Source organism: Pantoea sp. AG702 (assembly GCF_003182295.1).
In the GTDB taxonomy this organism is placed as follows: domain Bacteria; phylum Pseudomonadota; class Gammaproteobacteria; order Enterobacterales; family Enterobacteriaceae; genus Pantoea; species Pantoea ananatis.
This window is the reverse complement of record NZ_QGTU01000011.1, coordinates 64,909-91,375: the sequence shown is the minus strand read 5'-3', so window position 1 is coordinate 91,375 and position 26,467 is coordinate 64,909. Positions and strand designations below refer to the sequence as shown.

Annotated in this window: 29 protein-coding genes and 1 pseudogene; 9 read left to right on the top strand and 21 right to left on the bottom strand. The window is 53.6% G+C overall.

The genetic code is table 11. The features are described from left to right. Window positions 1-38 precede the first annotated feature (38 nt). Window positions 39-467, top strand: coding sequence for a glutaredoxin-dependent arsenate reductase (gene arsC, locus DFO57_RS21340; RefSeq protein ID WP_110015861.1), 429 nt, complete (start codon window positions 39-41; stop codon window positions 465-467). A gap of 58 nt (window positions 468-525) precedes the next feature. Here the strand turns inward: arsC and arsH are convergent, their stop codons facing one another. From arsH to DFO57_RS21305, 7 genes and pseudogenes are all read right to left on the bottom strand, one after another. After that, on the bottom strand, window positions 526-1,248 hold the full coding sequence (gene arsH / locus DFO57_RS21335; RefSeq protein ID WP_064691156.1) for an arsenical resistance protein ArsH: 723 nt from the start codon (window positions 1,246-1,248) through the stop codon (window positions 526-528). Beyond that, on the bottom strand, window positions 1,245-1,580 hold the full coding sequence (locus tag DFO57_RS21330) for a helix-turn-helix transcriptional regulator (RefSeq protein WP_110015859.1): 336 nt from the start codon (window positions 1,578-1,580) through the stop codon (window positions 1,245-1,247). Before DFO57_RS21330 ends, arsH begins: the two co-directional genes overlap by 4 nt. Before the next feature lie 157 nt (window positions 1,581-1,737). After that, window positions 1,738-3,861, bottom strand: coding sequence for a tyrosine-type recombinase/integrase (locus DFO57_RS21325; RefSeq protein ID WP_110015857.1), 2,124 nt, complete (start codon window positions 3,859-3,861; stop codon window positions 1,738-1,740). Then, a complete protein-coding gene (locus tag DFO57_RS21320) occupies window positions 3,861-4,844 on the bottom strand; it encodes a tyrosine-type recombinase/integrase (protein WP_110015855.1) in 984 nt (327 codons plus the stop codon). Before DFO57_RS21320 ends, DFO57_RS21325 begins: the two co-directional genes overlap by 1 nt. Before the next feature lie 73 nt (window positions 4,845-4,917). Continuing rightward, window positions 4,918-5,145: pseudogene (locus tag DFO57_RS21315) on the bottom strand (DNA polymerase V subunit UmuC); the annotation flags it as partial. A gap of 2 nt (window positions 5,146-5,147) precedes the next feature. After that, on the bottom strand, window positions 5,148-5,525 hold the full coding sequence (locus DFO57_RS21310; RefSeq protein WP_088900824.1) for a S24 family peptidase: 378 nt from the start codon (window positions 5,523-5,525) through the stop codon (window positions 5,148-5,150). A gap of 217 nt (window positions 5,526-5,742) precedes the next feature. Then, a complete protein-coding gene (locus DFO57_RS21305; RefSeq protein ID WP_022623069.1) occupies window positions 5,743-6,252 on the bottom strand; it encodes a GNAT family N-acetyltransferase in 510 nt (169 codons plus the stop codon). A gap of 460 nt (window positions 6,253-6,712) precedes the next feature. Between DFO57_RS21305 and DFO57_RS21295 the strand changes: the two genes are divergently transcribed. Continuing rightward, complete coding sequence (locus tag DFO57_RS21295) at window positions 6,713-8,350, top strand: methyl-accepting chemotaxis protein (RefSeq protein WP_110015851.1); 1,638 nt, start codon at window positions 6,713-6,715, stop codon at window positions 8,348-8,350. Window positions 8,351-8,690: 340 nt separating this feature from the next. Here the strand turns inward: DFO57_RS21295 and DFO57_RS21290 are convergent, their stop codons facing one another. Together DFO57_RS21290 and DFO57_RS21285 are read right to left on the bottom strand one after the other, a co-directional pair. Further along, entirely contained in the window at window positions 8,691-9,326 is a 636-nt protein-coding gene (locus tag DFO57_RS21290; RefSeq protein ID WP_110015906.1) for a DUF2268 domain-containing putative Zn-dependent protease, read from the bottom strand. A 175-nt stretch (window positions 9,327-9,501) separates the two neighbouring features. Continuing rightward, window positions 9,502-9,777: a hypothetical protein gene (locus DFO57_RS21285; protein ID WP_110015849.1), complete on the bottom strand. Its 276-nt coding sequence runs from the start codon at window positions 9,775-9,777 to the stop codon at window positions 9,502-9,504. Between the two features lie 600 nt (window positions 9,778-10,377). On the opposite strand from DFO57_RS21285, the gene DFO57_RS21275 reads away from it, so the two are divergent. Then, window positions 10,378-12,315, top strand: a complete 1,938-nt coding sequence (locus DFO57_RS21275; protein WP_015700497.1) for a methyl-accepting chemotaxis protein — start codon at window positions 10,378-10,380, stop codon at window positions 12,313-12,315. 561 nt (window positions 12,316-12,876) lie between these two features. Here DFO57_RS21275 and DFO57_RS21265 read toward each other — a convergent pair. From DFO57_RS21265 to DFO57_RS22785, 6 genes are all read right to left on the bottom strand, one after another. After that, window positions 12,877-14,457, bottom strand: a complete 1,581-nt coding sequence (locus tag DFO57_RS21265; RefSeq protein ID WP_110015847.1) for an IS66 family transposase — start codon at window positions 14,455-14,457, stop codon at window positions 12,877-12,879. Between the two features lie 19 nt (window positions 14,458-14,476). Continuing rightward, window positions 14,477-14,824, bottom strand: coding sequence for an IS66 family insertion sequence element accessory protein TnpB (gene tnpB, locus DFO57_RS21260; protein WP_063881273.1), 348 nt, complete (start codon window positions 14,822-14,824; stop codon window positions 14,477-14,479). Beyond that, window positions 14,821-15,453 (bottom strand): IS66-like element accessory protein TnpA, encoded by a 633-nt coding sequence (gene tnpA / locus DFO57_RS21255; RefSeq protein ID WP_110015845.1) that lies wholly within the window; start codon window positions 15,451-15,453, stop codon window positions 14,821-14,823. Before tnpA ends, tnpB begins: the two co-directional genes overlap by 4 nt. 416 nt (window positions 15,454-15,869) lie before the next feature. After that, window positions 15,870-16,208: a hypothetical protein gene (locus DFO57_RS21250; protein ID WP_110015843.1), complete on the bottom strand. Its 339-nt coding sequence runs from the start codon at window positions 16,206-16,208 to the stop codon at window positions 15,870-15,872. After that, entirely contained in the window at window positions 16,205-16,444 is a 240-nt protein-coding gene (locus DFO57_RS21245; protein WP_233255880.1) for a hypothetical protein, read from the bottom strand. The genes DFO57_RS21250 and DFO57_RS21245 overlap by 4 nt, the downstream gene beginning before the upstream one ends. A 36-nt stretch (window positions 16,445-16,480) precedes the next feature. After that, on the bottom strand, window positions 16,481-16,627 hold the full coding sequence (locus tag DFO57_RS22785; RefSeq protein ID WP_199226582.1) for a hypothetical protein: 147 nt from the start codon (window positions 16,625-16,627) through the stop codon (window positions 16,481-16,483). 344 nt (window positions 16,628-16,971) lie between these two features. Between DFO57_RS22785 and DFO57_RS21235 the strand changes: the two genes are divergently transcribed. The 3 genes from DFO57_RS21235 to DFO57_RS21225 all read left to right on the top strand — a co-directional run bounded on the left by DFO57_RS21235 (window position 16,972) and on the right by DFO57_RS21225 (window position 19,572). Further along, the gene (locus tag DFO57_RS21235) at window positions 16,972-18,516 is read left to right on the top strand and encodes a methyl-accepting chemotaxis protein (RefSeq protein WP_110015712.1); all 1,545 of its coding nucleotides are present in this window, start codon (window positions 16,972-16,974) and stop codon (window positions 18,514-18,516) included. Beyond that, window positions 18,509-18,838 (top strand): hypothetical protein, encoded by a 330-nt coding sequence (locus tag DFO57_RS21230; RefSeq protein WP_110015711.1) that lies wholly within the window; start codon window positions 18,509-18,511, stop codon window positions 18,836-18,838. Before DFO57_RS21235 ends, DFO57_RS21230 begins: the two co-directional genes overlap by 8 nt. Window positions 18,839-19,257: 419 nt before the next feature. Beyond that, on the top strand, window positions 19,258-19,572 hold the full coding sequence (locus DFO57_RS21225) for a hypothetical protein (RefSeq protein WP_019105465.1): 315 nt from the start codon (window positions 19,258-19,260) through the stop codon (window positions 19,570-19,572). A gap of 269 nt (window positions 19,573-19,841) precedes the next feature. Here the strand turns inward: DFO57_RS21225 and DFO57_RS21220 are convergent, their stop codons facing one another. After that, the gene (locus tag DFO57_RS21220; protein ID WP_110015710.1) at window positions 19,842-20,084 is read right to left on the bottom strand and encodes an XRE family transcriptional regulator; all 243 of its coding nucleotides are present in this window, start codon (window positions 20,082-20,084) and stop codon (window positions 19,842-19,844) included. Between the two features lie 423 nt (window positions 20,085-20,507). Here DFO57_RS21220 and umuD point away from each other — a divergent pair, with 423 nt between their 5' ends. Both umuD and umuC read left to right on the top strand, forming a co-directional pair. Then, complete coding sequence (umuD, locus tag DFO57_RS21215) at window positions 20,508-20,957, top strand: translesion error-prone DNA polymerase V autoproteolytic subunit (protein ID WP_110015709.1); 450 nt, start codon at window positions 20,508-20,510, stop codon at window positions 20,955-20,957. 8 nt (window positions 20,958-20,965) lie between these two features. Next, complete coding sequence (gene umuC, locus DFO57_RS21210) at window positions 20,966-22,240, top strand: translesion error-prone DNA polymerase V subunit UmuC (RefSeq protein WP_110015900.1); 1,275 nt, start codon at window positions 20,966-20,968, stop codon at window positions 22,238-22,240. On the opposite strand, the gene DFO57_RS21205 is transcribed toward umuC, so the two are convergent. The 4 genes from DFO57_RS21205 to DFO57_RS21190 all read right to left on the bottom strand — a co-directional run bounded on the left by DFO57_RS21205 (window position 22,233) and on the right by DFO57_RS21190 (window position 23,904). Beyond that, window positions 22,233-22,475 (bottom strand): hypothetical protein, encoded by a 243-nt coding sequence (locus tag DFO57_RS21205; protein WP_110015708.1) that lies wholly within the window; start codon window positions 22,473-22,475, stop codon window positions 22,233-22,235. The two genes, umuC and DFO57_RS21205, sit on opposite strands and share 8 nt — an antisense overlap. A 135-nt stretch (window positions 22,476-22,610) precedes the next feature. Then, on the bottom strand, window positions 22,611-22,856 hold the full coding sequence (locus DFO57_RS21200) for a hypothetical protein (protein WP_217267974.1): 246 nt from the start codon (window positions 22,854-22,856) through the stop codon (window positions 22,611-22,613). An 80-nt stretch (window positions 22,857-22,936) separates the two neighbouring features. Continuing rightward, entirely contained in the window at window positions 22,937-23,167 is a 231-nt protein-coding gene (locus DFO57_RS21195; protein WP_110015707.1) for a plasmid partition protein ParG, read from the bottom strand. A gap of 116 nt (window positions 23,168-23,283) precedes the next feature. After that, window positions 23,284-23,904, bottom strand: coding sequence for a ParA family protein (locus DFO57_RS21190; protein ID WP_110015706.1), 621 nt, complete (start codon window positions 23,902-23,904; stop codon window positions 23,284-23,286). A 445-nt stretch (window positions 23,905-24,349) separates the two neighbouring features. On the opposite strand from DFO57_RS21190, the gene DFO57_RS21185 reads away from it, so the two are divergent. Further along, a complete protein-coding gene (locus tag DFO57_RS21185; RefSeq protein WP_110015705.1) occupies window positions 24,350-25,282 on the top strand; it encodes a hypothetical protein in 933 nt (310 codons plus the stop codon). Window positions 25,283-25,668: 386 nt separating this feature from the next. Here the strand turns inward: DFO57_RS21185 and DFO57_RS21180 are convergent, their stop codons facing one another. Then, entirely contained in the window at window positions 25,669-26,442 is a 774-nt protein-coding gene (locus DFO57_RS21180; RefSeq protein WP_233255879.1) for a site-specific integrase, read from the bottom strand. Window positions 26,443-26,467: the final 25 nt, after the last annotated feature.

The following is a 26,467-nucleotide window of genomic DNA, read 5'->3' as shown; positions in this document are numbered from 1 at the left end:
GTGTTGCGACTGTGCAGCGCCTTTACGGAGTACCGCTTATGACTGACATCACCATTTATCACAACCCGGCGTGCGGGACGTCCCGCAACACCCTGGCGCTTATCCGCAACAGCGGCACCGAACCCAAGGTTATTCTGTATCTGGAAACACCGCCGTCCCGCGACGAGCTGAAGAAGCTGATTGCGGACATGGGCATCAGCGTACGCGCCCTGCTGCGCAAGAATACCGAACCGTACGAGCAGCTCGGCCTGGCAGAAGACCGCTTCAGCGATAACGAACTGCTCGATGCCATGCTGGCTCATCCGATCCTTATTAATCGCCCGGTGGTGGTGACGCCGCTCGGCACGAAGCTCTGCCGTCCGTCCGAAGCGGTTCTCGACATTCTGCCAGATCCGCAGCAGGGAGCCTTTACCAAAGAGGATGGCGAAGTGGTCATTGATGAGCACGGTCATCGCGTCAGCCACTGATTATTCACCAGGCTGCGGACATAACGAGTGTGAAAAAAGCCGGCATCTGCCGGCTTTTTTATATGCTGCGCTGGTTGACCCGCTCTGAGAGCTGAGTGGCACTCTCTTTTCTTTCACTGTAGCGGTCGGTCAGGTAGTTGCTTCGCCCGCGCGTCAGCAGGGTGAACTTCATCAGTTCCTCCATGACGTCCACGATGCGGTCGTAATACGGTGAAGGTTTCATGCGACCGTCCTCATCAAACTCGGCCCAGGCTTTTGCCACAGATGACTGGTTCGGGATGGTAATCATTCGCATCCAGCGCCCGAGAATGCGCATCTGGTTTACGGCGTTGAACGACTGTGAGCCGCCGCTGACCTGCATGACTGCAAGGGTTTTCCCCTGCGATGGCCGGACCGCCCCGGACGTCAGGGGTATCCAGTCAATTTGCGTCTTCATGATGCCGGTCATGGCACCGTGACGCTCAGGAGAGCACCAGACCATCCCTTCTGACCAGAGTACCAGTTCGCGCAGCTCTGCAACCTTCGGGTGCGTTTCAGGTACATCATCCGGCAGCGGCAGGCCGGACGGATTAAATATTTTCACCTCCGCGCCCATAGCCGTCAGCAACCGGGCAGCTTCTTCCGTGGTGAGCCGGCTGTAAGAGCGTTCCCGCAACGAACCGTAGAGCATCAGGATACGGGGCGGGTGTGGCACTTCTGCAGCCTTCAGCTTCTCTTCCGTAAGGGGCGCATCCAGGAGCGTCGGATCGATATTGTTCAAGGCATCATTCACGTTATTCACAATGGAGTCTCTTTAAGGGGCATCGCGGCAGACAGGCTGCAGTCGCTGCCGCCGGCGCAGCACTCTTCAGTCAGAAAAGCCATCAGCTGCTCAAGCTGCGCATAACAGGGCCTGCAGAACAGGGTTCGGCTCTGCCGTTCCTGACTTATGAGGCCAGCAGACATCAGCGCAGAAAGATGATGGCTGAGCGTGGAGGCAGGAATCTCAAGGTGCTTCTGTAGTTCGCCAACCGGCAGGCCGTGATGACCCGCCCTGACCAGCTCCCGGTATATGCTGAGACGGGTCGGGTGGCCCAGCTCCCGAAGTGCGTTTGCTGCGGTATGTAAGTCCATGCTGGCTCCAATAACTATATTTCCAGAATAATAGAAATATAGTCAGCGTCAAACATTAATTTAATCATCTTGGCACTCTGTTGATGACTTAAAATGACTAATCTGCTTCTGAACAGGTAATACATTAACGTCCGCTTCTGGCACATAGCGGCCCGTTTTACCCTTCGGGTTTGAGGGACAACCTTTTAAGAGCCTGTTCAATTTTCTCTGCGTCCTGTTCCACGATGGCTCTCTCATCGGGTGTGAGCGGAACTTCCTCAAGGTAACGTCTGACAGAGGCTTTGCTTTCCAGTATCAGTCCGCGCGCGCTCTGTTTGAGCAGGTTAAAATCGCAACCGATGCAGGCCATCCGGTGCTGACAGCTGCTCCAGAAGGGGTTCGTGCAGTATGAGTCACCCAGATCATAGTACGTTGAGGGGCCGGTCAGACTCGCGGCTTCCGGATCGTGGTCAATCAGCACGCTGATCATATGAGCGACCCTGTCTGCTTTTACGAACGATGCTGCCAGCTGAGTCGGACGGATGCGGATATAATGCATTGTCGACTGTGCGGATGAGTGACCTGACCACTGCATCAGCTCATGTAAAGACATGCCCCCGGTAACACTGGCCAGTGCTGTAACGGCAGAAGCACGGCCTCGGTGGCTTGTAATGGGACCGCGTGAATCTTCCGCAGGCATTCCTGCTCTGGCGCAGAGAACCGGAATGACAGTGAGATTTATTATGTCCCTGCCCACCGGTTTACCCCGATTCTGAAACAGGAAACGAACTTTTTCGCCGGTGCGTTCATCCGTAAGTGCTGCCTGCTCCTGAGGACGCTCACTGAGCCAGATATCTACATATTTTTTCACTACAGCCGAGACCGGCTTAACAAAAGCTTTAGAGGTTTTGCCGGCCGGCACGCTGAGATAGCACAAAGTGCCCGCCGGGATAGCACCACCGTTTTCCTGCAGAATGTCATCCGCCTGTGGAGTAATACAGTTCATTGTCAGACGCATCAGCTCGTTCTGTCGCAGCCCTGCATGTGTCCAGATAACCGCCATAGCCTGAAGCATAGACAGGGGATAATGAATTTCGCTCAGCAGATCTTCTTTACGCAGATTCAGGCTTGCCCAGACCAGTTTCAGCCAGACCGGATCATCAATGACGCGGGGATTCACGCCCTGACGAAACAGCGGTGTGTCAGGCGAGGACAAATGACGGGCCGGACTGAATTTTAATTTCCCCCAGCCCCAGCTTTCATAATCAAGCATAAAACGGCGAACTGCATAAACAAACCGGCTGCGGGAATGCGGCATCAGGGGCTTTCCTGAGCGGTTTGAACGCCTGCCCCCTTTATTTGTGTCCAGTGACAGCTCGTCCACTTTCAGTCGGCCAACCATTGCAATAAAGCTGGCGCAGGTTTCCATTGTCCAGTCAGACGGTTCGCATATTTCCGGCTTTTCCCGGGCAAGCCACAGGCCGCAGCGGAGAATGAAACTGTACTGAGTTTCTCTGGAGCGGGGGCGGAGTACCGACGTTTCCCGCCACTTCCGGCACCATCGGGCCCAGTCAGGCGCGATACCTTCTGTTGGCTTTTCATGCCACTCTTTATAATTACGCATTCTCAGGGGGCTTTTTATAATCCCCATAGCAGCAAGTGCATAGGATATTTTTCCTGTAACTCTTGCGATCCCCCGGTCGTGACAGTTCTGCCCCCGCCACAGCAGTTCTGTCGTAAAATTTTCAAGTTGCGGATCATTATTCATCAGCATCAGAACACCCAGCATACCCGACAGATTGTGTTTCTGATTCTGCCCGACATATCCCAGTGAGATCAGAACGTCTGTCAGCCGGTTAAGTTCATGGCTGACAAAAATCCGGCCATAGATGGCACTGGCGTACAGCGAAGGTGCACCATGCACTGGCAGGCTTAACGGAGAGGGAAACGGGCCGAGATGAAAGGCAAAAGCAGCAAGCAAAGGCCTGCCGGAACTGTGTTGCTGACAGAGCGTTAACCACCTTTCCTGCGTCCACAGCCAGCAGGGCTGACCCGCCCGGTGTGTTTCTGCAAGAACTGTAAGTATGGTAATTCTGACAAGTCTGGCACTGATACTGCTGCGTGAGGCAATGTCCTGCAGAGGCAACAGCAAAAACGGCAGAGAACCTGGCTGGTCGAGCGCAGCTGACCGCCGGTAGCCTGTACTTATTGCGTCTCTTTCCTCAGGACTTAACGCATCTCTCAGCTGATAATCTGTGCGTTTAAAAGGCACATAAGTGACTCTGGCCGTTTTTTCATTCATCAGTAAGGCTCCTGAAAAATAAGTCCGGCGACTTTCCTGTCGGTTTCAGCCACGGCTGCGGCTATCCGGCCAGCCAGATCGTAACCTGACAGATGGATATAAATTTGTGTGGTGCGCAGATCCCTGTGTCCTGCATAAGTCGCCAGCTCATGCAGTTTCCAGCCGGCCCGCGCCAGATGGGTCAGACGAAGATGGCGGAAGGTATGTGTTGTAATCTGTGGAAGCCCGGTATCCAGAGCCCATCTGCGTACGGTTTTACTCCAGTTCCACACAGAAAGGGGTGTGCCATAATTACGATCAGAAAATGAACGGAACAGCGCACCCTGTGTCCAGCCAGCCTGCTTCAGCTGCCGAAAATGATTTGCCAGTACCGGCGTCACGTCCGGACCATAACAAATAATTCTTTCCCGCCTGCTTTTCGTTGTTTCCGGGCGGATACGGATCAGGCGATGCGCAGGGTCGATATCCTCAAGCGCCAGGGCTGTCACCTCTGCACGGCGGAGTGCACCAAAATAGGCAAGCGCGAGCATCAGCCGGTCACGCAGGGAGGCAGTTGAAACATGTTTAAGAAATTTCAGCCATTGCTCATCATCAGGTATTACGGGTAAGCGGGTGATACGCGGGACCAGCCCCCGCCCGGTATAAATGACGCCGGGTAAACCCGCACGGGGTAGCGGATTGAGACTGCATATATCCTGATAAAGCAGAAAGTCATACCAGAGACGGATCACAGAAAGGCGCAGCTGGAGCGTGGCGCTGGCTGCGGGAAAAGGCATGCCGGGTAACTGAGGGCTGATGTAGGCGGCCAGGTCTTCAAACCGGGCCTTTTCAGGTTCAATGCTGTTCTGGCTGCAGAATGCAAAATAATGGCTGAGGGCACTGCGGTAGGCGGAGAGTGTGGTCTGAGCCCGGCCCAGGTCGGACAGCAGTTTCAGCCAGCGCTCCGCCAGTACCAGCACATCCTCGTTTGGTGGAATCATCATTGTGTTTACCTCTGACAACAGCATTGCTGCTCAAAGTTTACCCAATCAATGTTGCATTCCACTTAACTTACTACAGCTCGTAGTTGGAACTGAATACATGCACACCGTTTTGCCTGAAAAAACGTTCGTTCTGGAACAGCGGAGCCGCCATTTTGATCCCTAAAAGTTTCGCCTCTGCCGATCGCGCAATCACGCAGCCATCGTTGTTCGAAACGACCACAACGGGTTTACCGCGCAGATCGGGCCTGAACAGGGTTTCACATGAGGCGTAAAAATTGTTGGCATCGGCCAGCGCAAACATGCCTATTCTCCTGGTGGTCCGTTGAATCCCACGCCGGCTACATCGGTGAGGGCGTATGCCACCACACCCCACACGGGAAGCGCCTGGCTCACATCAAGCAGCGTTACGGTCCCGTCCTCGTCCAGCGCCTGCAGGGCCGGAACAGGCTCGAGCAGCAGGCGCCTCAGTGTCAGCTCACCGTCAATCTCAGCAACGATAAGCTGCCGGTGTGCAGGTATCAGCGCACGGTCGACTGCAAGCACGGACCCTTTAACGATACCTGCATCGGTGCAGTTGCTTTCGCTGCGCATAAGATAAGTTGAGTAGGGAGAAAGATGTACCAGATCACCCAGATTCAGGCGAGTTTCGGTGTAGTTCTGGGCGGGACTCTGAAAGGCCATTGAAGCGCTCCGTTCTGACCAGCTTTTCAGCCTTATGAAGTGAATCTGTTAAAGCCTGCATATTTCCAGCGCAGACACATTTATTACTCCTGATATCAGTATATGTCGTAACGGGTGCAATGCCCGGTTCTGCCACAAAGCGGACTTGCTGACTGAACTGAAGGTCCGCTATGAGCGAAAAGCGGACATCATGGCCGTTGATACTATGCCATAGCTGTTAAAAATTTAACTGCATAGCTACGCGCCGTGACGGATTGAAGCCCATCTGAACTTCCTCAGCTTTCTGGCTGATCAAGTGTGGTGGGCAAGATTGATCTTCCACTATCTCAAAACCCAGCCTGGCGTAAAATTTGGCATTGAAGGCGGCCATCTTGTCTGTTGTCAGTGTGGCACCGGCCAGACCGTATTGCTGCACAGAGCAGAGGAGAGCCTGCATTAACAGTCTGCCGATACCTCGGCGCTGCCAGTGTGGATGTACATCAATTTCAGCAATGTGCAGCCAGATATTCTCAAATTCGCCAGCGATAAATCCTACGGGAGTGGAGTCAGGCGTAAAAGCCGCCAACAGCAGACCGTTACGGCTGAAATGATCAAATTCCTCCAGGCTATTTGCAACCGCCTGTCCTGTCACAGCGCCTGCTTCCCGCAGTGTTTCAAAAGCTGCTAACTCAATGGCGCGTAATGAAGAAAAATGATTAGGCTGCGCAGCACTAATAGTGATGTCCAAAACTCCGTTCTCCATTTTTTACCCTAACCGCTGTCCCGATAAATAGCATAGATATGTCAGCAACATCCGCTTCTGTCACAAATCGGACGTTCAGTCTGAAAAAAAAGTACGGCGATGAAACAGATAAATATGCCTCGTGTGCAGCATTTATGCTGCCGGAAACCCGCATAACTAAACATGCGTGCTGATTAGCTACTCCCGCTGAAGCAGATTCAGCCAGTCCCTGCCATTAATACCAGGACCCGGACTAATACTCTGACCCTTCGCCTCATCTGCATCATGGTGACCGGAGTCTCCGACAAAGAAACTGGCTGGGTGAACCTTTGCTGACCACTGCCGATAATAACAGTGCTGCAGCAAGATGCTGCGGCATTTCATAGCAGTATCCTCCCGTTAACGGGAGTGATTTTTTTCGTCAGCACCATGCATTAACGCTGACGCCTTACACCATGGAACCCGTATGAACAATATCAGAATAGGAATCAGACTCGGCGCCGCCTTTGGCTTTATGGCACTCCTTGTCATGTTTATGGTGCTCATCGGCATCGTTAAAATAAACGCCCTCGGAAACACCAACGACGAGATATCCGGCAGTCTTTACAGTAAGGCATCCTCCTCACTTATGCTGCGCTACTACACGTCCGACATGAGCCGCCTTGCGAGGAATGCGATTCTTCTCAGCGACGTCACCAAAAGAGAAAAAGCCATCAGCGATTACCGCGTTGAAAGGCACGAGGTGGACAGTCTTATCGGAGTTATTGGTAAGCAGGTTAACACACCTCAGGGAACCGGAATCTTTACCCGCCTCAAAGCCCATGGCGAACTCTTCCTGCCCTTCATTGATGAAGTGGTGGCACTTGCGCAGCAGGGCAAAAGTGATGAGGCCACCCGGCTGCTTTTTGGTCCACGCTATCAGACGCAGGGCGACTTCATGGCTTCCCTCAAGGAAATGCAGATCTTTCAGGAAGCGCGCATGAGTTCTGCCGCGGCCATTGCGCGTGAGGAGCGCACCGCTGCGCTGATGATGTTAATGACTGCCGGCGTGGTGGCTCTGCTTCTGGCCGCAGTATCCGCCTGGGCTATCACCCGGAGCATCACGCGTCCGCTCAATGTGGCCGTTGAGGCTGCCCGGCGGGTGGCCCGCGGAGACCTGAGCGGTATCGTCCGGACAGACCGGAAAGATGAGACCGGCACGCTGCTGTCGGCCATCAGTGACATGCAGGATTCACTGATTAATACCGTCAGCCTTGTAAGAAGCAATGCAGAAAGCGTGGCATCAGCCAGTACCCAGATTGCCCAGGGCAATACTGACCTCTCGCAGCGCACCGAGGAGCAGGCCAGCGCGCTTGAGCAAACGGCTGCAACCATGACACAGCTCGGCATGACGGTAAAAAACAACGCAGAGAACGCCCGTCAGGCAGGCCAGCTGGCGGTCAGCGTGCGCGACGTGGCAAATAAAGGCGGCGAGGCTACGGCAGCCATCAGTGGCACCATGAAATCCATCAGCGAAAGTTCCGGGCGCATCGCAGAAATTACCGCCGTTATTGACGGCATCGCCTTCCAGACCAACATCCTTGCGCTGAATGCCGCCGTGGAAGCGGCCCGTGCCGGTGAACACGGCCGGGGTTTTGCGGTGGTGGCAAGCGAAGTCAGGTCACTGGCGCAGCGCAGCGCCTCTGCTGCGGGTGAAATACGTCAGCTGATTGCAGCCAATGCCGATACGGTGGGACAGGGTAATGAGCGGGTGGTTCACGCGTCTGAAACCATGTCAGGTATTCTTACGGCGGTCGGGAAGCTGTCGGATACGGTGGAAGAAATAAATGCTGCCAGTGCCGAACAGGCACGCGGCATTGAGCAGGTGGGCATTGCCGTCACGGAAATGGACGCGACCACCCAGCAGAACGCCTCGCTGGTAGAAGAGTCGGCTTCCGCGGCTGCGAGCCTCAGGGAGCAGGCGGAGTTACTTCTGCAGGCGGTGTCTGTGTTCAGGCTGGGCAGCCAGTCCATACCTGCTGCTGTTCATGCGCCCGCTCCATCTGCGAGTGCGGCAGTTAAAGCCCGCGTGGAGACTGAAGACGACGGCTGGACACATTTCTGATTACAGCACCGCGCCTCATTCAGCAGATTCTGGATAAGAACGGAACCCTCTCCGGTTCGACGGAGGGGGTGCAGGAGAGCAGAACAGGTAACCAGTACCCCGCATATCAGTACATTCTGATGTTGGCAATGTCCGCTTTTGGCACAGAGCGGACTTGCTGACTGAACTGAAGGTCCGCTATGAGCGAACAACGGACATTGCTAACATTGGTGTGTACTAATCAACGGGGTGCAGATCAATGCGTGCGGGCGGGATAAGGTCCGCTATGAGCGAAAAGCGGACCAAGCGAGTTTCGCTTATGAGTTGAATAACAGCGTTAGAAAAATTAAAAGTATGTACTTCATATAAAAGCCTTTAACTCCTCAGCCTTGATGTTCGCCAGCATTGATGCTTTCAAATGTGGGGATGAAGCGAGATACCTGGATATCAGATTGAACCCTGCGGTATAACCCAGCCACCTTGGTAAATCTCCTGTTCCGAAAAACCAGGTATTATGGTCGTAATCAGTGTGATTCCAGTTTTCAAACACTAGTGGGTAGTAGGGCTTAACAATATGGGACTGGAGGCTTTCCCAGGGCTCAGCTTCACCACCCAAAAGCTCAAGAGAAAAATGCCCGGCAAGTCCTTCAGAGACCAGTACTTCTCCCAGCGTTGAGCCGTATCCCGGTCCTGCCCACCTTGCAGCATGGTGAAGTTCATGAGCAAACATACGTTCAATAGAGTGCGCAACGTTTTTGCAAAATGCAGGGTTTTCAGGATCGACGGTTATATAGATAACTCCAGATTCAGGACAAAAACCGGCATGCCCTTTTTCAGGGATAACACACTTCCCAGCCTTAACTATGACATCAACTGAAGGAGTCGGCATCAGCCTTGTGACTTTTACAAAGGTATCGTTCAGGGTAGTTCGCAGCCATTCACAGTGAACAGTGAGTTTTTCCTGAGCATTCAGAATATGGATGGTTATTTGAGGCATATCACTCTTATCCAGAAACATTAGTATTTTGCGCATATTAACAGACATATAGGGCATGTAATGTTGCTGCTCAGCAGTTGCCAACCAATGATCTCTAATGTCAGCTCCTGGCACAGAGCGGACATGCTGACTGAGCTGGAGGTCCTCTATGAGCGACAAGAGGATTTAGTCCATTTTAGGGCTGTTTTTTTCGTAATAGAAAAACTGCTACTGCCGTCAAAATGCCTATCAACGGCATCGTGCCAGCACCTGCTAAAAAGTTACGCTGATCTATCCGATTATCTGTACGAATATTAGAAAGACGCGTCAGTGCGCTTTTTTTCGAGGTAGCACTAACCTCTTCAAATTGCTTTTCATAGCCCTGATTAATTAGGTTAAGGGATTGGTTTTCTTCCGAACGTTCTAACGCAACTATCTGTTTACCTTTTTGATAGAAATGGTAGTCAGGCATCTGGTCGTCCTTACAGTGAAAATTGATGAGGTGCTTCAGCTCTCAAGTTTAGCTATCTATACAAAAACCCGTTTTCTCTAAGCAGGTCAACAAAAATATTATTCGCAATGTCCGCTTGTGGCACAAAGCGGACAGGCTGACTGAGCTGGAGGTCCGCTATGAGCGAGAAGCGGACATTGCTAATAGCGTTATGAGTGAATCAACGGGGAGCAGGTCACTCGCAGCGATCAAAGCGCCTGCCAGGTCAGATAGTTTTGCTTCACCTTACACCCCCGAGACAACGTCCTTCGGCGACATATTAATAATACATGTGCGCGAACCGCATTTAGTTCAGCCGACTCATTCAAATCTCAGTAAAAATTCTCAGATGAAAATCCAGCAATGGCTAATGCCGCTGCGAACAGAACTTCATCCCGAGAAAAAATGATTATTTAGCTTAAGTGCTTTGTTTAACGTTACTAAAAGTTTATTCCGTAAAGCAGTAAATCAACAATGCGGTATAAAGTTAATGAAGGAATAACCGATAAAAAGGTTAAGGTGCTTTGCAAATGTATCTTTTGCAATTGTCACTATAACGAACTAATTCACCAGGAATTATAAATGAATAAGATTCTAAACAATATAAGTCTTACCGCCAAATTTGCCATTCTGGGCCTGTTTTCCCTTGTTCTGTTCTCAGTTCCTACCATGCTTTTTGTTTCCGAAGGTAATAAATACATTCAGGACAAGCAAAGAGAGCTAACAGGTGTACCCGTAGAAAATAAGATTTTAGCCCTGCTGAATTTGATACAGCGCCATCGTGCAGAAACCGCCCTGGCCATTGCAACTAAAAATCCAGCAACACCGTCCCGCGTTCAGGTCAGAGATGAAATTGAAAACATCACTGACGTTATTACTAAAGATATGGCCAAGACAGAAGGCAGCGCTGCCATAATCAGCAAAATTAATGATGTGCGCACACAGTGGAGCCAGCTACAGCAGAGAATAGATTCTTCACAACTGACTCTGACAGCCAGTCTTGATGCGCATGCCCTCCTCATCCGCAACCTTTTGAACGCGAACCGTGATGTGCTGGATTTTTACGGCCTTTCTCTCGATTCAGATATCAACACGTACCGTTTAATTACGAGTAATTTTTCATCATTGCCTGAATTGACCGAAAGCCTTGGGAAAATACGTGCATTCGGCACTTCCCTTCTTGCCCGAAATGAAAGCATAAGTGAAGCAGACTCTGTCCGTATGGAGTCTTTAATCAGTAATGGTTCGTATAACCTGAATTTATTTGTTCAGGATTCTGAAAAACTATTTTTATCTGATAACACACTTAAGCAAAAGTTCAGTGCAGATGCAGATGCAGCCGTTCAGGAGGCAAACAGTGCTCTCAAAACCGCTGAGGCGATTTTTATTAACCGGAGCATGACGAATCAAAACCCGAAGGACTATGCAGCGCTCTTTACGCACGCTATTAACAAATTCAGCGACTACGCCATTGGTGGAGGTAATGAGCTGAGTGAAATACTGAATGCGCAGATTAAGGAACACCGATATGCACAATATGCACTACTGACCGTTCTTGTTTTTATCGTCCTGTTGGCAGTAATTTTCGCTCTGGTTATCATTCGCTCCGTTACCAGACCTGTCAGTGCAGCATCAAAGCTGGCGCTTGAAGTCGCAGGTGGTGACCTTACGTCAACATTTACGGTGACAGGACGTAATGAAACTGCCGGACTGCTCAAGGCATTACTGCAAATGAGTCAGCGACTTACACTTACGGTTGAAAGCATCAAAAGCAACGCTGTCACTATCGCTACCTCATCTGAAGAAATTGCTCGCGGAAATGGTGATCTTTCTGCGCGAACTGAACAACAGGCAGCCTCTCTGGCTGAGACTGCGGCCAGTATGGAGCAGTTATCGTCAATTATCGGCAATAATGCAGATAACACGCGCCATGCTGCTGAAATGGCCAACTCCGCTACCAGTGCGGCCTTAAGAGGCGGTGAGGCGATGGAGTCAGTGCTGGCTTCAATGGAAAAAATAAGCAACAGTGCGGGGCAGATTAAAGAAATCATCTCCGTTATTGACGGGATAGCGTTTCAGACGAATATTCTTGCTTTAAATGCAGCCGTTGAAGCTGCCCGGGCAGGTGAGCACGGCAAGGGCTTTGCTGTTGTTGCATCTGAAGTCAGGGCACTGGCACAGCGATCGGCTGGAGCGGCGAAGGAGATCAAAGGACTGATTGAGCAGTCAGTTGAGCATGCCGAACAGGGCATTTCGATGGCCCGGGATGCCGGTGAAAAAGTTAAGCAAAGCGTGGAAGCTATTGAGCAAACATCTCAATTAGTCAGAGAGATTTCATCTTCTTCTGAAGAACAAAGTGCGGGCATATCTCAGATAAATATTGCGGTGACACAGATGGATCAGGTTACGCAGCAGAATGCCGTACTGGTTGAAGAGTCTGCATCATCTGCTGATGAACTTGCAAGCCGGGCCGCAAGCCTGAGGGATGCTGTCAGCGTATTCCGCACAAACGCTGTATAATTGGTTCAAATACTTTGGTTGTGTGCCATTTAATGCGGCAACATTTTTACAAAACTGCGTCTGTATTTGCACTTGATAAGCCATCTTCAGGGATGGCTTATCTCATTTAAAACCATGATAAAGTTATACTTTTGCACTTAAAGGCCCGGTGGACTAATTAAACGCCTGTTGAAATATTTGGCATTACCCCCCAATTGCCCATATGAGCTACGCTCATAACATCCGTAATGCAACCTGCAACGCGTTCCTCTTTAAAGTTGTTTCTATTGCAGATGGCCTTCATAATTCCTCTCGTGCCGGACGGCGCGTTACACCTTCCCCCTGGGGCGCTGTTCTGCACTCGCGCCATCCGGCCATTCAGTCAAATCTCTTACTACGCAGTTTCATAAATCAGACTTCAAATTTGAAAATGGCGATATGCAGAAAATCATTAGATGCGGGGTTAGCTGCATAGAGGCGCTGACCTGCTCCCGGTAAACTAACATTCCATGATGCAAGCAACGTCCGCTTTTGGCACAGAGCAGCCTGTCAGATTAAATTCAGCTCTGTGCCATAACCGGGTCAGGTCAAAACAGCGGAGGTAAGATCGGCCTTCCACGGCAGCAGATCGCGCAGCCGGTTCACTGGCCAGTCCTGAATGTGGCTGAGCACGTAGCGCAGCCACGCCTCCGAATCCACGTCGTTCAGCCGGCAGGTTCCGATCAGTGAGTACAGAACAGCAGCACGTTCTCCGCCCCTGTCTGAACCGGCAAACAGCCAGTTCTTCCGGCCCAGGGCAACGCCCCGCAATGCGTTTTCCGCGATATTATTGTCCATTTCCGCCCATCCGTTACGGCAGTAAAGGTTCAGCGCGTCCCACTGCTTCAGCAGGTACGTGAATGCCTTTGCCGTGTCGGAGTGGCGCGACAGTATTGTCATCTGTTGTTGCACCCAGTCGTACAGCGACTGCATCAGCGGAATGCTTCTGGCTTTTCTGGCTGCCAGCCGCTCGTCTGCCGGACTGCCGCGTATCTCTGCTTCGATGGCATACAGCTCACCGATGCGCCGGAGCGCTTCGGTGGTGATGCCGGTCGGCGTGCGGACATGGACGTCGTGGATTTTTCGCCGGGCATGCGCCATACAGGCCGCTTCCGTGATACGGCCGTCTTCGTAAAGTGCATTATAGCCACTGTATGCATCCGCCTGCAGGATGCCGCTGTACCCGGCAAGATGCTGTTGTGGATGGATACTTTTCCGGTCCGGTGAGTATGCAAACCATGTCGCCGGCGGCAGATGCGACCCGGCGTTGCGGTCATCCCGCACGTACACCCACAGACGGGCAGTGCGCGTTTTGCCGCTGCCAGGCTCCTGTACCGGGACCGGGATATCGTCGGTGTGCACCTTACCCGGCATCAGTACGTACTGGCGCAGCAGGTCATACAGCGGCTCCAGCAGTTCGCTGACCGCGCCGGACCAGCGCCCCAGCGTGGCACGGCTCAGCTCCACGCCCTGGCGGCTGTATATCTCCGACTGTCGGTAGTGAGGCGTGTGTTCGGCGAACTTCGCCGTGACAATGCGCGCCAGCAGGCCGGGGCCGGCGTAGCTGCGCTCTATGGGTTTTGACGGCATGGGGGCCTGAACGATGTGGTCGCACCTGCGGCAGGCCAGCTTCGGCCGCTGCGTTTCGATAACCCTGAAGGCACTGCTGATGAGCTCCAGCTGTTCCGACACGTCGCAGCCCAGCGCGCTGAGCTCTCCGCCGCACGCCGGACAGGTGGTTTCTTCCGGAGTCAGCGTGCGGGTTTCACGGGGAAGCGAGGCCGGTAAAGGTTTGCGGGCGGAAGTCTGGCGCAGCGGCTGCGGGAGTGCCGGGTCATGCTGCTCACCCAGGACCTCCGCCATTTCCTCCTGCAGGGCGCTGATGCGATCCTCAGTCTCGCGCACCTGACGTGCCGTTTTCTCACGCAGCTTTTCGGAGCTTTTGCCGAACTGCATGCGCTGCAGTTTCGCAACCAGCGCCTTCAGGCGGCTGATTTCGCTGGCGTAGGCCGCCACCCGCTGTGACAGGAGGCGGTTGTATTCGGCCATCTGCTCAAGGCTTCGCTGCTGCGTGTCCAGCAGCGCCCTGAGCCGGGCGTTTTCTGCAGAGAGTGAGCGTTCCATGCATTCACATTACGCCGGTTCAGATGCGCAGGCCAGGAGGATTTATCCGCTGCGGATGCTTCCAGTTGATACCTTCCAGCAGCATCGCCAGCTGGGCCTGCGTGAGGTGCACCCTGCCGTCCCGGTTCACCGGCCAGACAAAGCGCCCCCGCTCCAGGCGCTTGGTGAACAGGCACAGGCCGTCCGCATCGGCCCAGAGGATTTTCACCATATCGCCGCGCCTGCCCCTGAAGATAAACAGATGGCCGCCAAACGGGTCTGCCCGCAGCGTGTTCTGCACCTTCGCCGCCAGCCCGTTGAAGCTGCAGCGCATGTCTGTCACGCCGGCAACCAGCCAGATGCGCGCGCCTGACGGAAAGCTAATCATACCTCACTCTCACGGAGCTCACTGACCAGCGCCCGCAGCAACTCCGGTGTCACGGGGCCGGTCAGGCTCAGGGTGCCGCCGGGCAGCGTCAGCTTACAGCTGATAACGGGGGGCGAATCCGGAACCCCACTGCTCTGCCTGACCGGAACGGGAAAAGGCTCAACCATGACGGGTATCATCCCGGCGCGCGTGGCGGGGTCCAGCAGGCCCTGACGGTGCAGGTTGCGCCAGTTAAACACCAGGTTATCGTTGACCCCGTGCTCCCGGGCCAGCTGTGCCACACAGGCGTCCGGCTGCAGGCTCAGCTCCGCCATGCGGATTTTGAACTCCAGCGGCCAGTCCGGGCGCCGCTTTTTTACGGGCAGATTCGTTTCCAGATTGAAAGCGTAAAGCTCCTCATCAAGCCGTTCCGGCGTGTAGTCTTCGGGCAGCGGCCAGTTAATACCCGTACGGCGAAAACGCTTGAACATTTTATGCGTAGCGGAAGTGCTGATGTTCAGTTGCTCAGCGATTTCACGGTAGGTCAGGGCGTCGTTAAACCGCAGGCTGAGTGCTGTAGTGATCCAGGGTCTGCTGATGTAAGGCGTGTTTCTGTCCACGGTAGTGTCCATGTTCGTGAAAGTGTCCATGGTAGGAAACACGGGCAGAAATGGAAGACGGTGTGGATGTGACGCTTACACATGATCTGTACGCTGTCGCCACGCATGAATCGGGACATAACTTTGCTCCTCACTGTCAGAGGGCACCCCTGTGGTGCCGTGACCATCACCCAGCCGGGCGACGGGCTGAGCAGACAGGGGCGGGCGCGCAGGCCGCACGCGCCGCCGGAGCGGACTGAATGTGCCGCGCACGGCGGGGAACGGGCGAGCAGACCGGCGTCAGCTTCCCTTGTCTGAACAGCAGCCCGGCTACCGTGAGGGCACGGCACGTTGCCGTCGCCGGTTTCCGGCCAGCGGACGGGAACCGGCAATAAAGCAGAGCGGAGCGACTTACTCAGGGTTTTCTGAAGGAGATGCCGCCGGTCGGGCGGCATCGGGGGGAAAGGTCAGGGCCGGTAATCTTCCCACCGGCAGTCGCTACGGTCACAGATGACGGGCGCATCCGGCGTCCCGCTTACGCCCCACTCATCGAGGAACCGCAGGCCGGTCAGGGTGTCGGCCTCCCGTTCATCAAGCAGGACGATGCTTTTGAGCCAGACGCTGCCCCGATCAAACTGCCAGTAGCAGCCCTGCGAGCAGACGGGCCGCTCCGGTGGCCACCAGTTTTCACCCATCCGCTCGCACGCTGCCTCCGCCAGCCGGAAGTTGCTTCCCCTGAGCAGCATGTGGTACTCGTGCGAGGTGCTGCCCACCTCTTCCTGCCAGCTGACAAGCCAGGTATTCATACGTCACCGCCCTGTTTCATTTCGCTGATGGCCCATTCCAGATGCCCCCGGTTGAACCCCTCGCCGGCGTCATGGTTGTCTTCGGCAGTCTCCATTGCCGACGCGATTTCCTCTCGTGTCAGCGCCGGGTCAATGCTGAGGAAGTCATCTGCCAGCCAGAAAGTGCCGCAGCACAACTCGTCATCCCCGATGGCATCGAGGCGCGCCTTAAATTCACGTACCGTCATTTCTCTCATGTTGTTATCCGGCGGGGCTTCCCCCGCCGCCTCCTGTCAGCCGCCGAAGTGCCCGGCGTTGTTGATAATCCAGTCCGGCATGATTTGCTCCTCAGTCAGTGGTTGCACGGCCTCACCTGCGCCGTGCCGCCACAACAGCCGGGCGAAAAGCGGAGCAGTCACGGGAGGACGCGCAAGACGCATGCGCCGCCGGAGCGGACTGAATGTCCCGCACACGGCGGGGAACGGTTGAGCACGACGCCCTTGACGGCGACGCGGCCCGGCTAACGTGAAGGCACGGTGCATTCCTGAAAAATGAGGGGAAAAGGCGTCAGAGGGAGGGAACAGATCCGGCGTCAGGCGAAGCCGCCACGCCGGTCAGAAGCGGAGCGCAGCGACGTCCGCAAAAAACGGTGATTAACGGCCGTTAACTGAACTGATAAGAAACATTTGCCAATAAAGACGTAGAACAAGTGATACCGCGTGCCGATAGTAACCTTTGGTTAACAAACAAAAACACAGCAGAAAACTTAAAAAAGAGAACGTTTATGAAAATTTCCACACGCCTTGTCGCAGGTTTTGGCCTGCTCATTATCCTGCTCACGCTGTGTACCGGCACGGCACTGCGGGCGCTTCATCATGCCCGTGAGGGCATGGACGACACCGTTAACATTAAAATGAAGAAATACCAGCTCGCTCAGGAGATGTTCGGGCAGATCAGAGATATCGGGATTGCGGTCAGGAACGTTACCCTGTTCAGTGACCCGGCGCTGATGAAGCCTGAAGTTGAGCGCATCAGCAAACAGAGGGCCCTGTTTATTGCCAACCGCCAGGCCCTGGCCGACATCATGAAGACCGACTCAACCCCGGCCGGACGTGAAGTCTTCAGACACATCACCGACGCGGAGGGCCCGACCTTTGCAGTCCTGGATAAATCCCTCCAGCTCGGACTGGCCAACCTTGACCAGCAGGCAACGGATTATCTTGTTAAAGAGGTACGCCCGGTTCAGGGTAAGCTCCTCGCAGCCCTGAAAGATATGACCGAGGTACAGAAGTACAACAGCGAGGCCGCAGTGGAGCAGAACAGCACCGCAACCGCGCGCGCCTCGTTCATCCTGATGCTACTGACGGGCGCCTCCGTCCTTGTGGCGGCGGGAGCCTGCTTTGTGGTCATCCGGATACTGATGCGCCAGCTGGGCGGCGAACCCGCACAGGCACAGGCGCTGGCCGCCACCATCGCAGCCGGTGACCTGACCACGCCGGTCACGCTCCGCAAAAACGACACAACCAGCCTGCTTGCCTCCCTCGGTACCATGCAGGCCAGCCTGCGCGGCCTGGTGACGCAGATTAAAGAGACCGCCGCCTCGGTCGCGCTGGCCGCCGACGAAATTGCGCAGGGCAACACCGAGCTGTCCTCCCGGACCGAAGAGCAGGCCGCCGCGCTGCAGGAAACGGCCGCCAGCATGGAGCAGCTCACCGCCACGGTGAAAAGCAACACCGCCGGTGCACAGCAGACCGCAGAGTCCGCCCGCGAGACCGCGCGGACGGTGGATGGCGACAAGGAAAAGGTGCACCACATGACCGAGACCATGCACAGCATCCAGGAAAGTGCCCTGAAGGTCCGGGACATCACGTCGGTGATTGAAGGCATCGCATTCCAGACCAACATCCTGGCGCTCAACGCCGCGGTAGAGGCAGCACGTGCCGGTGAAGAGGGCCGCGGCTTTGCCGTGGTGGCCGGCGAGGTCCGCTCGCTGGCGCAGCGCAGCGACGCCGCCGCGAAGGACATCAAGGCGCTGATTGAACAGGCCGTCGCTCAGGTAGAAAGCGGCGTGGAGGTCGCGTCGGGGACCGGACAGAGCATCCTGAAGATTGTCGGCATGGTCGGCGAACTGGCCGACTCCATGGACACGATTGCCCTGGCCTCGTCGGAGCAGATGCAGGGGATTTCGCAGGTGAGCGTGGCCGTGAGTCAGATGGACGGCGTGACGCAGAACAACGCGGCGCTGGTCGAGGAGTCATCCTCGGCTTCGCAGTCACTGTCTGAGCAGGCGCACGCGCTGAGAGGTATGGTGGAGGCATTCCGTGTCTGATGATGACCAGCCACATCCTGATGAGAAACTGATGAAGGCCGTCAGGTCGATGAAAGCGGATCTGGACGCGATTTACACACAGCTGAGGGACGGAACCTATGCTGACCCGGATACTTTCGTCAACAACTGGGCGCATCTGATAGACCGGGTCAAAAAAATGACGCCGGTACTCAGTGAGCCCGGCGTCATGGAGGCGCTGCTGCGTACGGACGTGATGGCTGCGGCAGAGCTGCTGGCCATGACGCATGCCGTAGGCATCATTGAGAACTTTATGCGGTGCCTGGAGCATCAGACCACAGAGAGAAGCCTTAAACCACGATAAAGTCTGACCTCACCTGACAATTGCATGTCACAAAGCGCGGGTTTACTGTGTGTCGCTGTGATGTGTTCGTTGTCAGAAAGATGTCCTCGCCTCCGGGCAGGCCCGTCGCCTTTGTGCTGACGGGCTTTTTTTGCCAGAATACTGCCCGTGTCCGGGATGAGTAGCCAGTAAACTGCTCATCAGCCCCCTGAAAATCGCAACAGGGCCGGTTTTTTTTCCGCACAGCCCCCCTTTTTTTACCCCGGTTAAAAGATATCCACCGGTTCATCTGGCGTGGGTACATACCCGTCCGTAAGGCCCGTCTTTATCTGTGATTTTCATCCATATCAGCGCTCCAGAAACACACAAAGTTTCTGGTTGAGCCTGTCGTTGAATGTTAAATTTCCCGAATCTAACCGGATTAAGACAGGGAACTGACGATGTTAAAGGCGCTTGTGACAGGAAAATTAAGTCTGGCAAAAACATTCTGGGGATGGGGATTCGGCGGAACCGCGCTGATTGTGGCCATCAGCAAGGCAGGTGCATATGCAGGGCATTACTGGGTGATCCCGGTGAGTCATGTTTTGCAGGCCCTGCTTTCCCTGGCGGTGCTGTCCGGCCTGACGTTCATCCTTAAGGAGAAGCACTCCTTCCTGGGTGCCTTACTCGGCGGCATCGCTTTTGCCATTTTTCTGGCGCACTTCATCCTGAGCGCAATATTTGCCGTGCGCTTTTCGTCAGTGATTTTTTTCTGATTACCGGCAGACTTTAAAATGAGATGGAATGTCTCAGCTAAAAAACCTGCACAGTGTATCTGTGCCAGATGACATTCAGGACCGGTGTCTTACCCCGGTCCTCTCAGGAGAGGGGGGGGGGCAGGTGAAGCCGGTAACGCCCTCTTACAGACTGACAAATTTTTTGAGTACCACTGCACGGTACGTTGTTTATCATGAGTGTGCTGTGAGTTTCCAGAAGCCTCATAAGAGTAGTCACTTGTCCTTCTTGCCCGGTTACCCGGGCTTTTTTAATGACCCTGACTGAGTTTCCTGAGTTCCGACATCGCCTGACGGACCATCCAGAAGCCGGGCGAGTAAAACACACGCCCCAGCTTTTCTGCCACGGCAGGAGTGACAGTCAGCACGTCCCGCAGAATAAGCCTGACCTCATGCTCCTGCAGCCTGGAACGCCGGCAGAATTTGTCCACGCTCATGTCGTATTCGGCCAGCAGGGACGCCAGTAAACGGCCAACTGATTCATTCTCATCCATAAAACCCTCCTCCGTCTGTGGCTTTCCCGGAAGATAAAACACCCGGCCGTCCTGTTCAAGGCTCAGACAGCCCGATAATTCTGCCCTTAAAACGTGAGCCGGCAACGCTCGCCGCAGAACACGGCTGAGGCGTACCGCAGCGCAGCGAGGAACGAACAGCCGTGTTGAGGAAGCGTAATTTCACTTATGTCAGCAACGACTGCTTACGCGCTCCCCTGACTGAAACTGCCCGACAAAAAATAATTAGCCTGCTCAGTAACATAGGCATCCCTTTGGCAGAGTACCATTTCGTTCCTCTTGCCATGCGTCTCTGGTTCAATAATACTGTTTTTATATACAGTATTATTTATGGAGGAAATTTACCATGTCAGACTCACTCAAAACCGCCCCGGCCTCAGGCCATTCAGTCCGGAGAGCGGCACCATGAAAGCGACATCCTCTCACGGCGGCCTGACGATATTCAGGCCTGCCGATATCCGCCCCGTCATGCGCATCCCGCTGTTTGTGGAGCGCTGTGCCGCTGGCTTCCCCTCCCCTGCCACCGATTATGTCGAGTCCGAACTGGATCTGAACGAGCTCTGCATCACCCACCGGGCCGCCACGTTTTTCGTGCGCGCCAGCGGCAGCAGCATGGAAGACCTGGGCCTGTATGACGGGGACGTGATGGTCGTCGATCGCGCGAAGGAAGCCACGCACGGTGACATCGTCATCGCAGAGATTGGCGGGGAGTTCACCGTCAAGCGCCTGCAGCTGCAGCCACAGATTGCGCTGCGCCCGATGAACCCGGCCTATCCGGTGATATACCCCGAGGAGCTGCACCTGCTGGGCGTGGTTACCTGGTTTTTCCACAATACCGAGGCGCGCCGGAGGTAACCATGCCGATGTTTGGTCTGGCTGATGTCAACAGCTTCTATGCGTCCTGTGAGGCCCTTTTCCGGCCAGATTTGCGGGGAAAACCTGTCGTCGTCCTTTCGAACAACGATGGCTGCGTCATAGCAAGAAACAAAGGAGCCAAAGCCCTGGGCATAAAAATGGGGGCGCCGTGGTTCCAGATAAAGACGCTGGATTTCCCGGAAAAAGTGCATGTCTTCAGCTCAAATTATGCGCTATATCATAGTCTTAGCCAGCGTGTGATGTCTGCTCTGGAGGATATGACGCCCAAAGTCGAGCAGTACTCCATCGATGAAATGTTCCTCGATCTGACCAGCATCGATGGCTGTGAAGACTTTGAGCACTTCGGGCACCGGCTGCGAGCCCATGTTCTGGCCAGAACCGGACTGACGATTGGCGCCGGCATCGGCCCGACCAAAACGCTGGCCAAATCAGCACAGTGGGCCTCCAAAGAGTGGCCACAGTTTAAGGGCGTGCTGGCTCTGACGCCCGGAAACCCGAAGCGGACCGAGGCTCTGCTGATGCGCCAGCCGGTCGAGGAAATCTGGGGCGTCGGGCGCCGTATAGGTAAAAAGCTGAACCTGCTCGGCATCACCAACGCGCTGGAGCTGGCGCGCACGCACCCCGCCTTCATCCGGAAGAACTTTTCGGTGGTGCTGGAAAGGACGGTGCGGGAGCTGAACGGCGAGGCGTGCATTCCCCTGGAAGAGATGCCGCCGGCAAAGCAGCAGATTGTCTGCAGCCGCAGTTTCGGTTCACGCATTACCACCAAAGTGGCCATGCAGCAGGCACTCTGCCAGTACGCAACGCGAGCCGCCGAGAAGCTCCGGGGCGAACGCCAGTACTGCAGGCACATCAGCGTGTTTGTCCGTACCTCACCGCATGCTGTAGGCGAGACGTTTTACGGCAATACGGCCGGGGAAAAACTCACCCTGCCCACCCAGGACACGCGGGACATCATCGGCGTTGCCATGCGCGCGCTGGACCGCATATGGATAGACGGCCACCGGTACATGAAGGCAGGCGTCATGCTCGATGACTTCACGCCTCACGGCGTCAGCCAGCTGAACCTGTTTGACGACAACCGGCCGCGGGCGAACAGCGCGCAGCTGATGCAGGTGCTGGACGGTATTAACCAGTCAGGCCTGGGACGGGTATGGTTTGCGGGTCAGGGAATTGATACGGAGTGGAAGATGAAGCGGGACATGCTGTCACCGGCGTGGACCACGCGCTGGAGCGATATACCGATCGCTAAAGTCATCTGATGAATACTGCAGCTACAGGAATCAGAATCACCGGGTTCAGCACAGACAATACTCCTCCCACTATTGCCAGCATCAGGAAAATAAACCGCAGTTTTCTTCGCTCGGGGGAAAGCGATAAATAGGTCAGCGCGCCTGCAACCGCAATGGTCAGGATTATAGGAAAGGCATTCATCATCGTCAGAAATGAAGGTAACGGTAATTCAGCGATTAGTTCTATTACCGATTTCACAGTCATATCATTATGCCATCCTGAACCAGCGCCCTGAGCGGTTGTCAGTGCGAACTGTCATTCGGAGTGTACCGGCGGGACCCGTATTTCAATATAACTCATCAATAAACACAATCCTGTCGCCAGTGGGAAAGATGGAATTCAGGGTTTCTGCCTGTTTTTCTTCCACGTTTCGCTGGCCAGAAAAGCAGAGCGTGTCCCGACGACCGCCCACAGCAACTGCAGAACCACAGAAACGATGACGCCGGGATGTTCCCATAACAGCAGCGGAACGATAAACAGCATACTGACAAGGAAACCCCATTCCCCTGCACTTTTTCTGTCATTGCCGGTTAGCTTTCTGAACCCAATAAATCCCACAATCAAAAAAAATAATCTTTTCACCATGGCCTCACAGATTTAAGAATCTTAGCTAACCCATTACGGCTGATGTATGGGCAATCATTTGATTTAAAGAGAGACGATTATCATTCGTTTTTTTCAAGCCAATCATCTACCAAATGATTAATAACATCAGTTAGTGAAGTTCCTTTTCTTGCACAAGCAGCTTTGAACCTCAGGTGTTTTTCTTCATCGAAGTTGACGTTCACACGTTTGACTTTTCCAGACACAACAGGTTGTGCAACTATCTGCTTGAGATCCCTGTTCTCACCGAACGTCATTTTTTTATTACTGCTATGAGCCTTTTCAAGTGCCATTTGACTCTCCACGGTATGTGTTAAGTTAAACCTGAGTACCTGAGTACCTGAGTACTTGAGTACTTATGAGCATTATACTACAACTTACTTCATTGTGTATTTACTCACTTACTCATTTACTCAATAGAACTAACTATCTCTTTAGTAAGGATTTCCACTTCACCTTTCGCTGCGCCATCATTGGATTCAAAAACACTGTCTCCATCCAGAATGGATTTTACATACACCTGACGCTGGGTGATTGCAGTGCGAAAACACTTAACCCCGGTGTCCTTAATACTTTCTTTAAGCACATTCAGCATGGTTGCCTGCTCAATCTTCCGCGTGATGAGAAAACGAGCTTCTACTTTGCGACTGTACGCCTGCGCTTCAAGAACCGTTACAACACTACCGGCAGCTGAGAAATCTAAAGGGCTTGGAGTAACAGGGATAATGACAAGGTCGCTCACCATCACTGCAGCAGAAGTGATTACGGACAACGAACCGGCCCCATCGACTATGACGTAATCATATTCAGAAAGATCTTTCCGAATGCCGTAGACATCTTTTTCAGATGCAGCAGTGAATACATCGAATGATGCTTTGTCAGATTTACTCCAGTTTGTCAGGCTCATCTGAGGGTCTGTGTCTACGACAGCAATGTTGTAGCCACTTCTTGCCATCGCCGTACTCACGTTTATAACAGCTGTCGTCTTACCAGACCCACCTTTAGGATTCAAAAAAGAAATTACCTTCATGTTGAACACCCTGTGTATAAACTCAAATGCAATTATGAGTAAATGAGTATATACCCATAAAATGAACTTAGAAAGTGGTTTAACACAAATACTCTAAAACACATATGAGTATTTACTCATCTATAACTTATTGAAAATTCGATGAGGGCATGTGCAATAAATACTCATATAAGTACTTACTCACATGAACATTTACTCACATGAGTATTACATATCATGAGTTTATTAACTCGAAAATCGGAGTGTAAAAAAGATATAATTATGAGTAAATACTCATAATATCATTTACTCATAGCCATGCAGAAGGACTGGTTTTCCATGTTTTAGCTCACTGAAATCAACGTGGTGATTCTGGACCGGTGCAAAGAGAGGATTAAGGCAGTTCTTAAGCTTCTAAAAATATTGCCGATATTCACATAACCTCACTGCAATAACTGGAGTTTGAATGCGCAATTATCTGCCAGGTACGCTTGCTTCAATGATGATGCTCCTTTTATCGGCATGCTCAGGTGTACGTGATGTTTCAGACCGGCATTATGAATATGAAAATGCACACAGCCTGGCGTGGAATATCAGCACCGCTGCAGGCATGACGTCATTCGAGGATGCAAAGTTAACTCCACCGCTCAGCACGCTATACAGCCGCAAAGATTACGATCTGTCTTATCCAGTAAAATCGGCTCAGACGTTAAATGAGTCAACCCTTTCACTGGCTCCGCTGTTACGTTTTACGCCTACGGGAATGTCTCCGGAAGACTGGTGGTTTAACCGCATACTGGCATGGATCCCCACAGAACTGGCCAAGACCCCACAACAGGCATCTACGGTTCTGGCAAATACGATTCAGGAAGCCGTACTGACCACGTTGAAGGAAACAAAACGCCCCATTGGAGAGATAAAAAACGAAGCAGGGGACAATGGCTGGCTAGACAAATATGCCCTGCAGATAACTGCTCCGCGCTTTGTCGTAGTTCACTTTGCTGATTCAGCAGCGGGTTGTGAATTCTTGGATAAAAATGTGCCTTTTATCGAACGGATAAAACTTCCCAGCTGCGCTTTCTTCGCCGAATTCCATGATCCGGAAAAAATTGTCAGTACGCCGGCATTCATTACTCCAAACGCCACGGGTAAAAGCTACCTTATCCGTCCTGACGGCCTGAACTCGAGTTTCGTGGCCGACGCCTTCGACAAACCGTCCACTCTCTCTGATGATGACAGAACACGAATGGCTTATGATTTCTTACAAAAGGTCAGTCAGCATCTTCCCTCGTGGGTAATTTTTTATATTTCACCGCACGAACGCGCGGGAATGCCTGCGATGGTCTTACAAAGTGGAAAAGTCTATTTCTTTGTAACTGAGAAACCATCAAAACCGTAGTTTTATAAAAAACTTTCTCTGACGCAGCGCCTTTGCGGTAGTTTTGCGCCTTAGGTAGCTGCTGAGCAGGGGATGCCAAATTTAATTTCAGTGCCAGCTGGGACGGCCGTTCGGTAAAACGCCCATATTACCGAATCGCCCCGCTGCGGCGCTGATAACTACATATTGTGGTTTTCTCAGCTGCTGCCGATACTACATATAGCGGGTGCGGGGGAACCGGCAAGCCAACACCAAGGCAGAACGCGCCGGTTTTCCCGCTGCGCAATTCGGTAAAACTCCGGTTAGGGCGGGTTTCCCCGAATCAGAATTCACGCCAGCGGACTTTTGTCTGGATGTCCTGAACTCATCCATAAGATATAGTTTCCCCTGACTTAAACCCTTTTAAATCATTTCTGTTTGAGCATGGCCACCGCTTCATTACCCGGCATCGAAAACTGCACCCGGTGACGCGCCGCCACGTCCAGCGCAAATACTTTCGTATAGATCTCTGTCGACTTCAGGCTCTTGTGGCCCATCAGGCTCTGCAGCGCCTTGAGCGGGATCCCCGCGTAAAGCATGTGCATCGCGTAGCTGTGCCGGAAAGTGTGCGGCGTCACCGGCACCGAAAAGGTAACGCCGTCGGCCGCAGCGGCCGCCACGGCTTCGTTGATCCAGGTCCTCACAGTACGGTCGGTAACCGTCCACAGGCGCACCTTTTCCGTCCGGCCGGTGTCAGGACTGCGCCGCTCAACCGGGATCCGCAGCGTGGCCACCATCATCTCCAGCTGGGCGATGTACTGCGGATCGGACAGCGGAACCAGCCGGTGAGGGACCACGCCGGACGGCGCGCGACCGGGGCCACGGGCCGCCTTCTCACCACGTTGTTTCAGGGTGGCCAGCTGCACAAACGGGTGGGGCGGCGTCAGGGTGAAGTCGGCCCGTGTCAGGGCCAGCGCCTCGTTGATGCGCGCGCCGGTGTTCCACATGGTGGTCAGCAGCATCTTTCGGTGCAGGTCCGGCACATAGTGCAGCAGGGCGCTGACCTCCGGCGCCAGCAGATATTTGGGTAAGTCGTCAATCAGCGCCGCCATCTGTCGCAGCGCCAGCGCAGCCGGATAATCAATGGCAACCGGGAGGTGGGCTGTGTCTTGATGAGGAATATAGGATACTGGCAAATTCACAGCTGTCTCCGGTAAGCATTAATGA

Coding starts and splice junctions, on each gene's coding strand:
- arsC (WP_110015861.1), top strand. CDS start 39: ATGACTGACATCACCATTTATCACAACCCGGCGTGCGGGACGTCCCGC.
- DFO57_RS21330 (WP_110015859.1), bottom strand. CDS start 1,580: ATGGACTTACATACCGCAGCAAACGCACTTCGGGAGCTGGGCCACCCG.
- DFO57_RS21325 (WP_110015857.1), bottom strand. CDS start 3,861: ATGAATGAAAAAACGGCCAGAGTCACTTATGTGCCTTTTAAACGCACA.
- DFO57_RS21320 (WP_110015855.1), bottom strand. CDS start 4,844: ATGATGATTCCACCAAACGAGGATGTGCTGGTACTGGCGGAGCGCTGG.
- DFO57_RS21310 (WP_088900824.1), bottom strand. CDS start 5,525: ATGGCCTTTCAGAGTCCCGCCCAGAACTACACCGAAACTCGCCTGAAT.
- DFO57_RS21295 (WP_110015851.1), top strand. CDS start 6,713: ATGAACAATATCAGAATAGGAATCAGACTCGGCGCCGCCTTTGGCTTT.
- DFO57_RS21290 (WP_110015906.1), bottom strand. CDS start 9,326: ATGCCTCAAATAACCATCCATATTCTGAATGCTCAGGAAAAACTCACT.
- DFO57_RS21285 (WP_110015849.1), bottom strand. CDS start 9,777: ATGCCTGACTACCATTTCTATCAAAAAGGTAAACAGATAGTTGCGTTA.
- DFO57_RS21275 (WP_015700497.1), top strand. CDS start 10,378: ATGAATAAGATTCTAAACAATATAAGTCTTACCGCCAAATTTGCCATT.
- DFO57_RS21265 (WP_110015847.1), bottom strand. CDS start 14,457: ATGGAACGCTCACTCTCTGCAGAAAACGCCCGGCTCAGGGCGCTGCTG.
- tnpB (WP_063881273.1), bottom strand. CDS start 14,824: ATGATTAGCTTTCCGTCAGGCGCGCGCATCTGGCTGGTTGCCGGCGTG.
- tnpA (WP_110015845.1), bottom strand. CDS start 15,453: ATGGACACTTTCACGAACATGGACACTACCGTGGACAGAAACACGCCT.
- DFO57_RS21250 (WP_110015843.1), bottom strand. CDS start 16,208: ATGAATACCTGGCTTGTCAGCTGGCAGGAAGAGGTGGGCAGCACCTCG.
- DFO57_RS21245 (WP_233255880.1), bottom strand. CDS start 16,444: ATGAGAGAAATGACGGTACGTGAATTTAAGGCGCGCCTCGATGCCATC.
- DFO57_RS22785 (WP_199226582.1), bottom strand. CDS start 16,627: ATGCGTCTTGCGCGTCCTCCCGTGACTGCTCCGCTTTTCGCCCGGCTG.
- DFO57_RS21235 (WP_110015712.1), top strand. CDS start 16,972: ATGAAAATTTCCACACGCCTTGTCGCAGGTTTTGGCCTGCTCATTATC.
- DFO57_RS21225 (WP_019105465.1), top strand. CDS start 19,258: ATGTTAAAGGCGCTTGTGACAGGAAAATTAAGTCTGGCAAAAACATTC.
- DFO57_RS21220 (WP_110015710.1), bottom strand. CDS start 20,084: ATGGATGAGAATGAATCAGTTGGCCGTTTACTGGCGTCCCTGCTGGCC.
- umuD (WP_110015709.1), top strand. CDS start 20,508: ATGAAAGCGACATCCTCTCACGGCGGCCTGACGATATTCAGGCCTGCC.
- umuC (WP_110015900.1), top strand. CDS start 20,966: ATGTTTGGTCTGGCTGATGTCAACAGCTTCTATGCGTCCTGTGAGGCC.
- DFO57_RS21205 (WP_110015708.1), bottom strand. CDS start 22,475: ATGACTGTGAAATCGGTAATAGAACTAATCGCTGAATTACCGTTACCT.
- DFO57_RS21200 (WP_217267974.1), bottom strand. CDS start 22,856: ATGGTGAAAAGATTATTTTTTTTGATTGTGGGATTTATTGGGTTCAGA.
- DFO57_RS21195 (WP_110015707.1), bottom strand. CDS start 23,167: ATGGCACTTGAAAAGGCTCATAGCAGTAATAAAAAAATGACGTTCGGT.
- DFO57_RS21190 (WP_110015706.1), bottom strand. CDS start 23,904: ATGAAGGTAATTTCTTTTTTGAATCCTAAAGGTGGGTCTGGTAAGACG.
- DFO57_RS21185 (WP_110015705.1), top strand. CDS start 24,350: ATGCGCAATTATCTGCCAGGTACGCTTGCTTCAATGATGATGCTCCTT.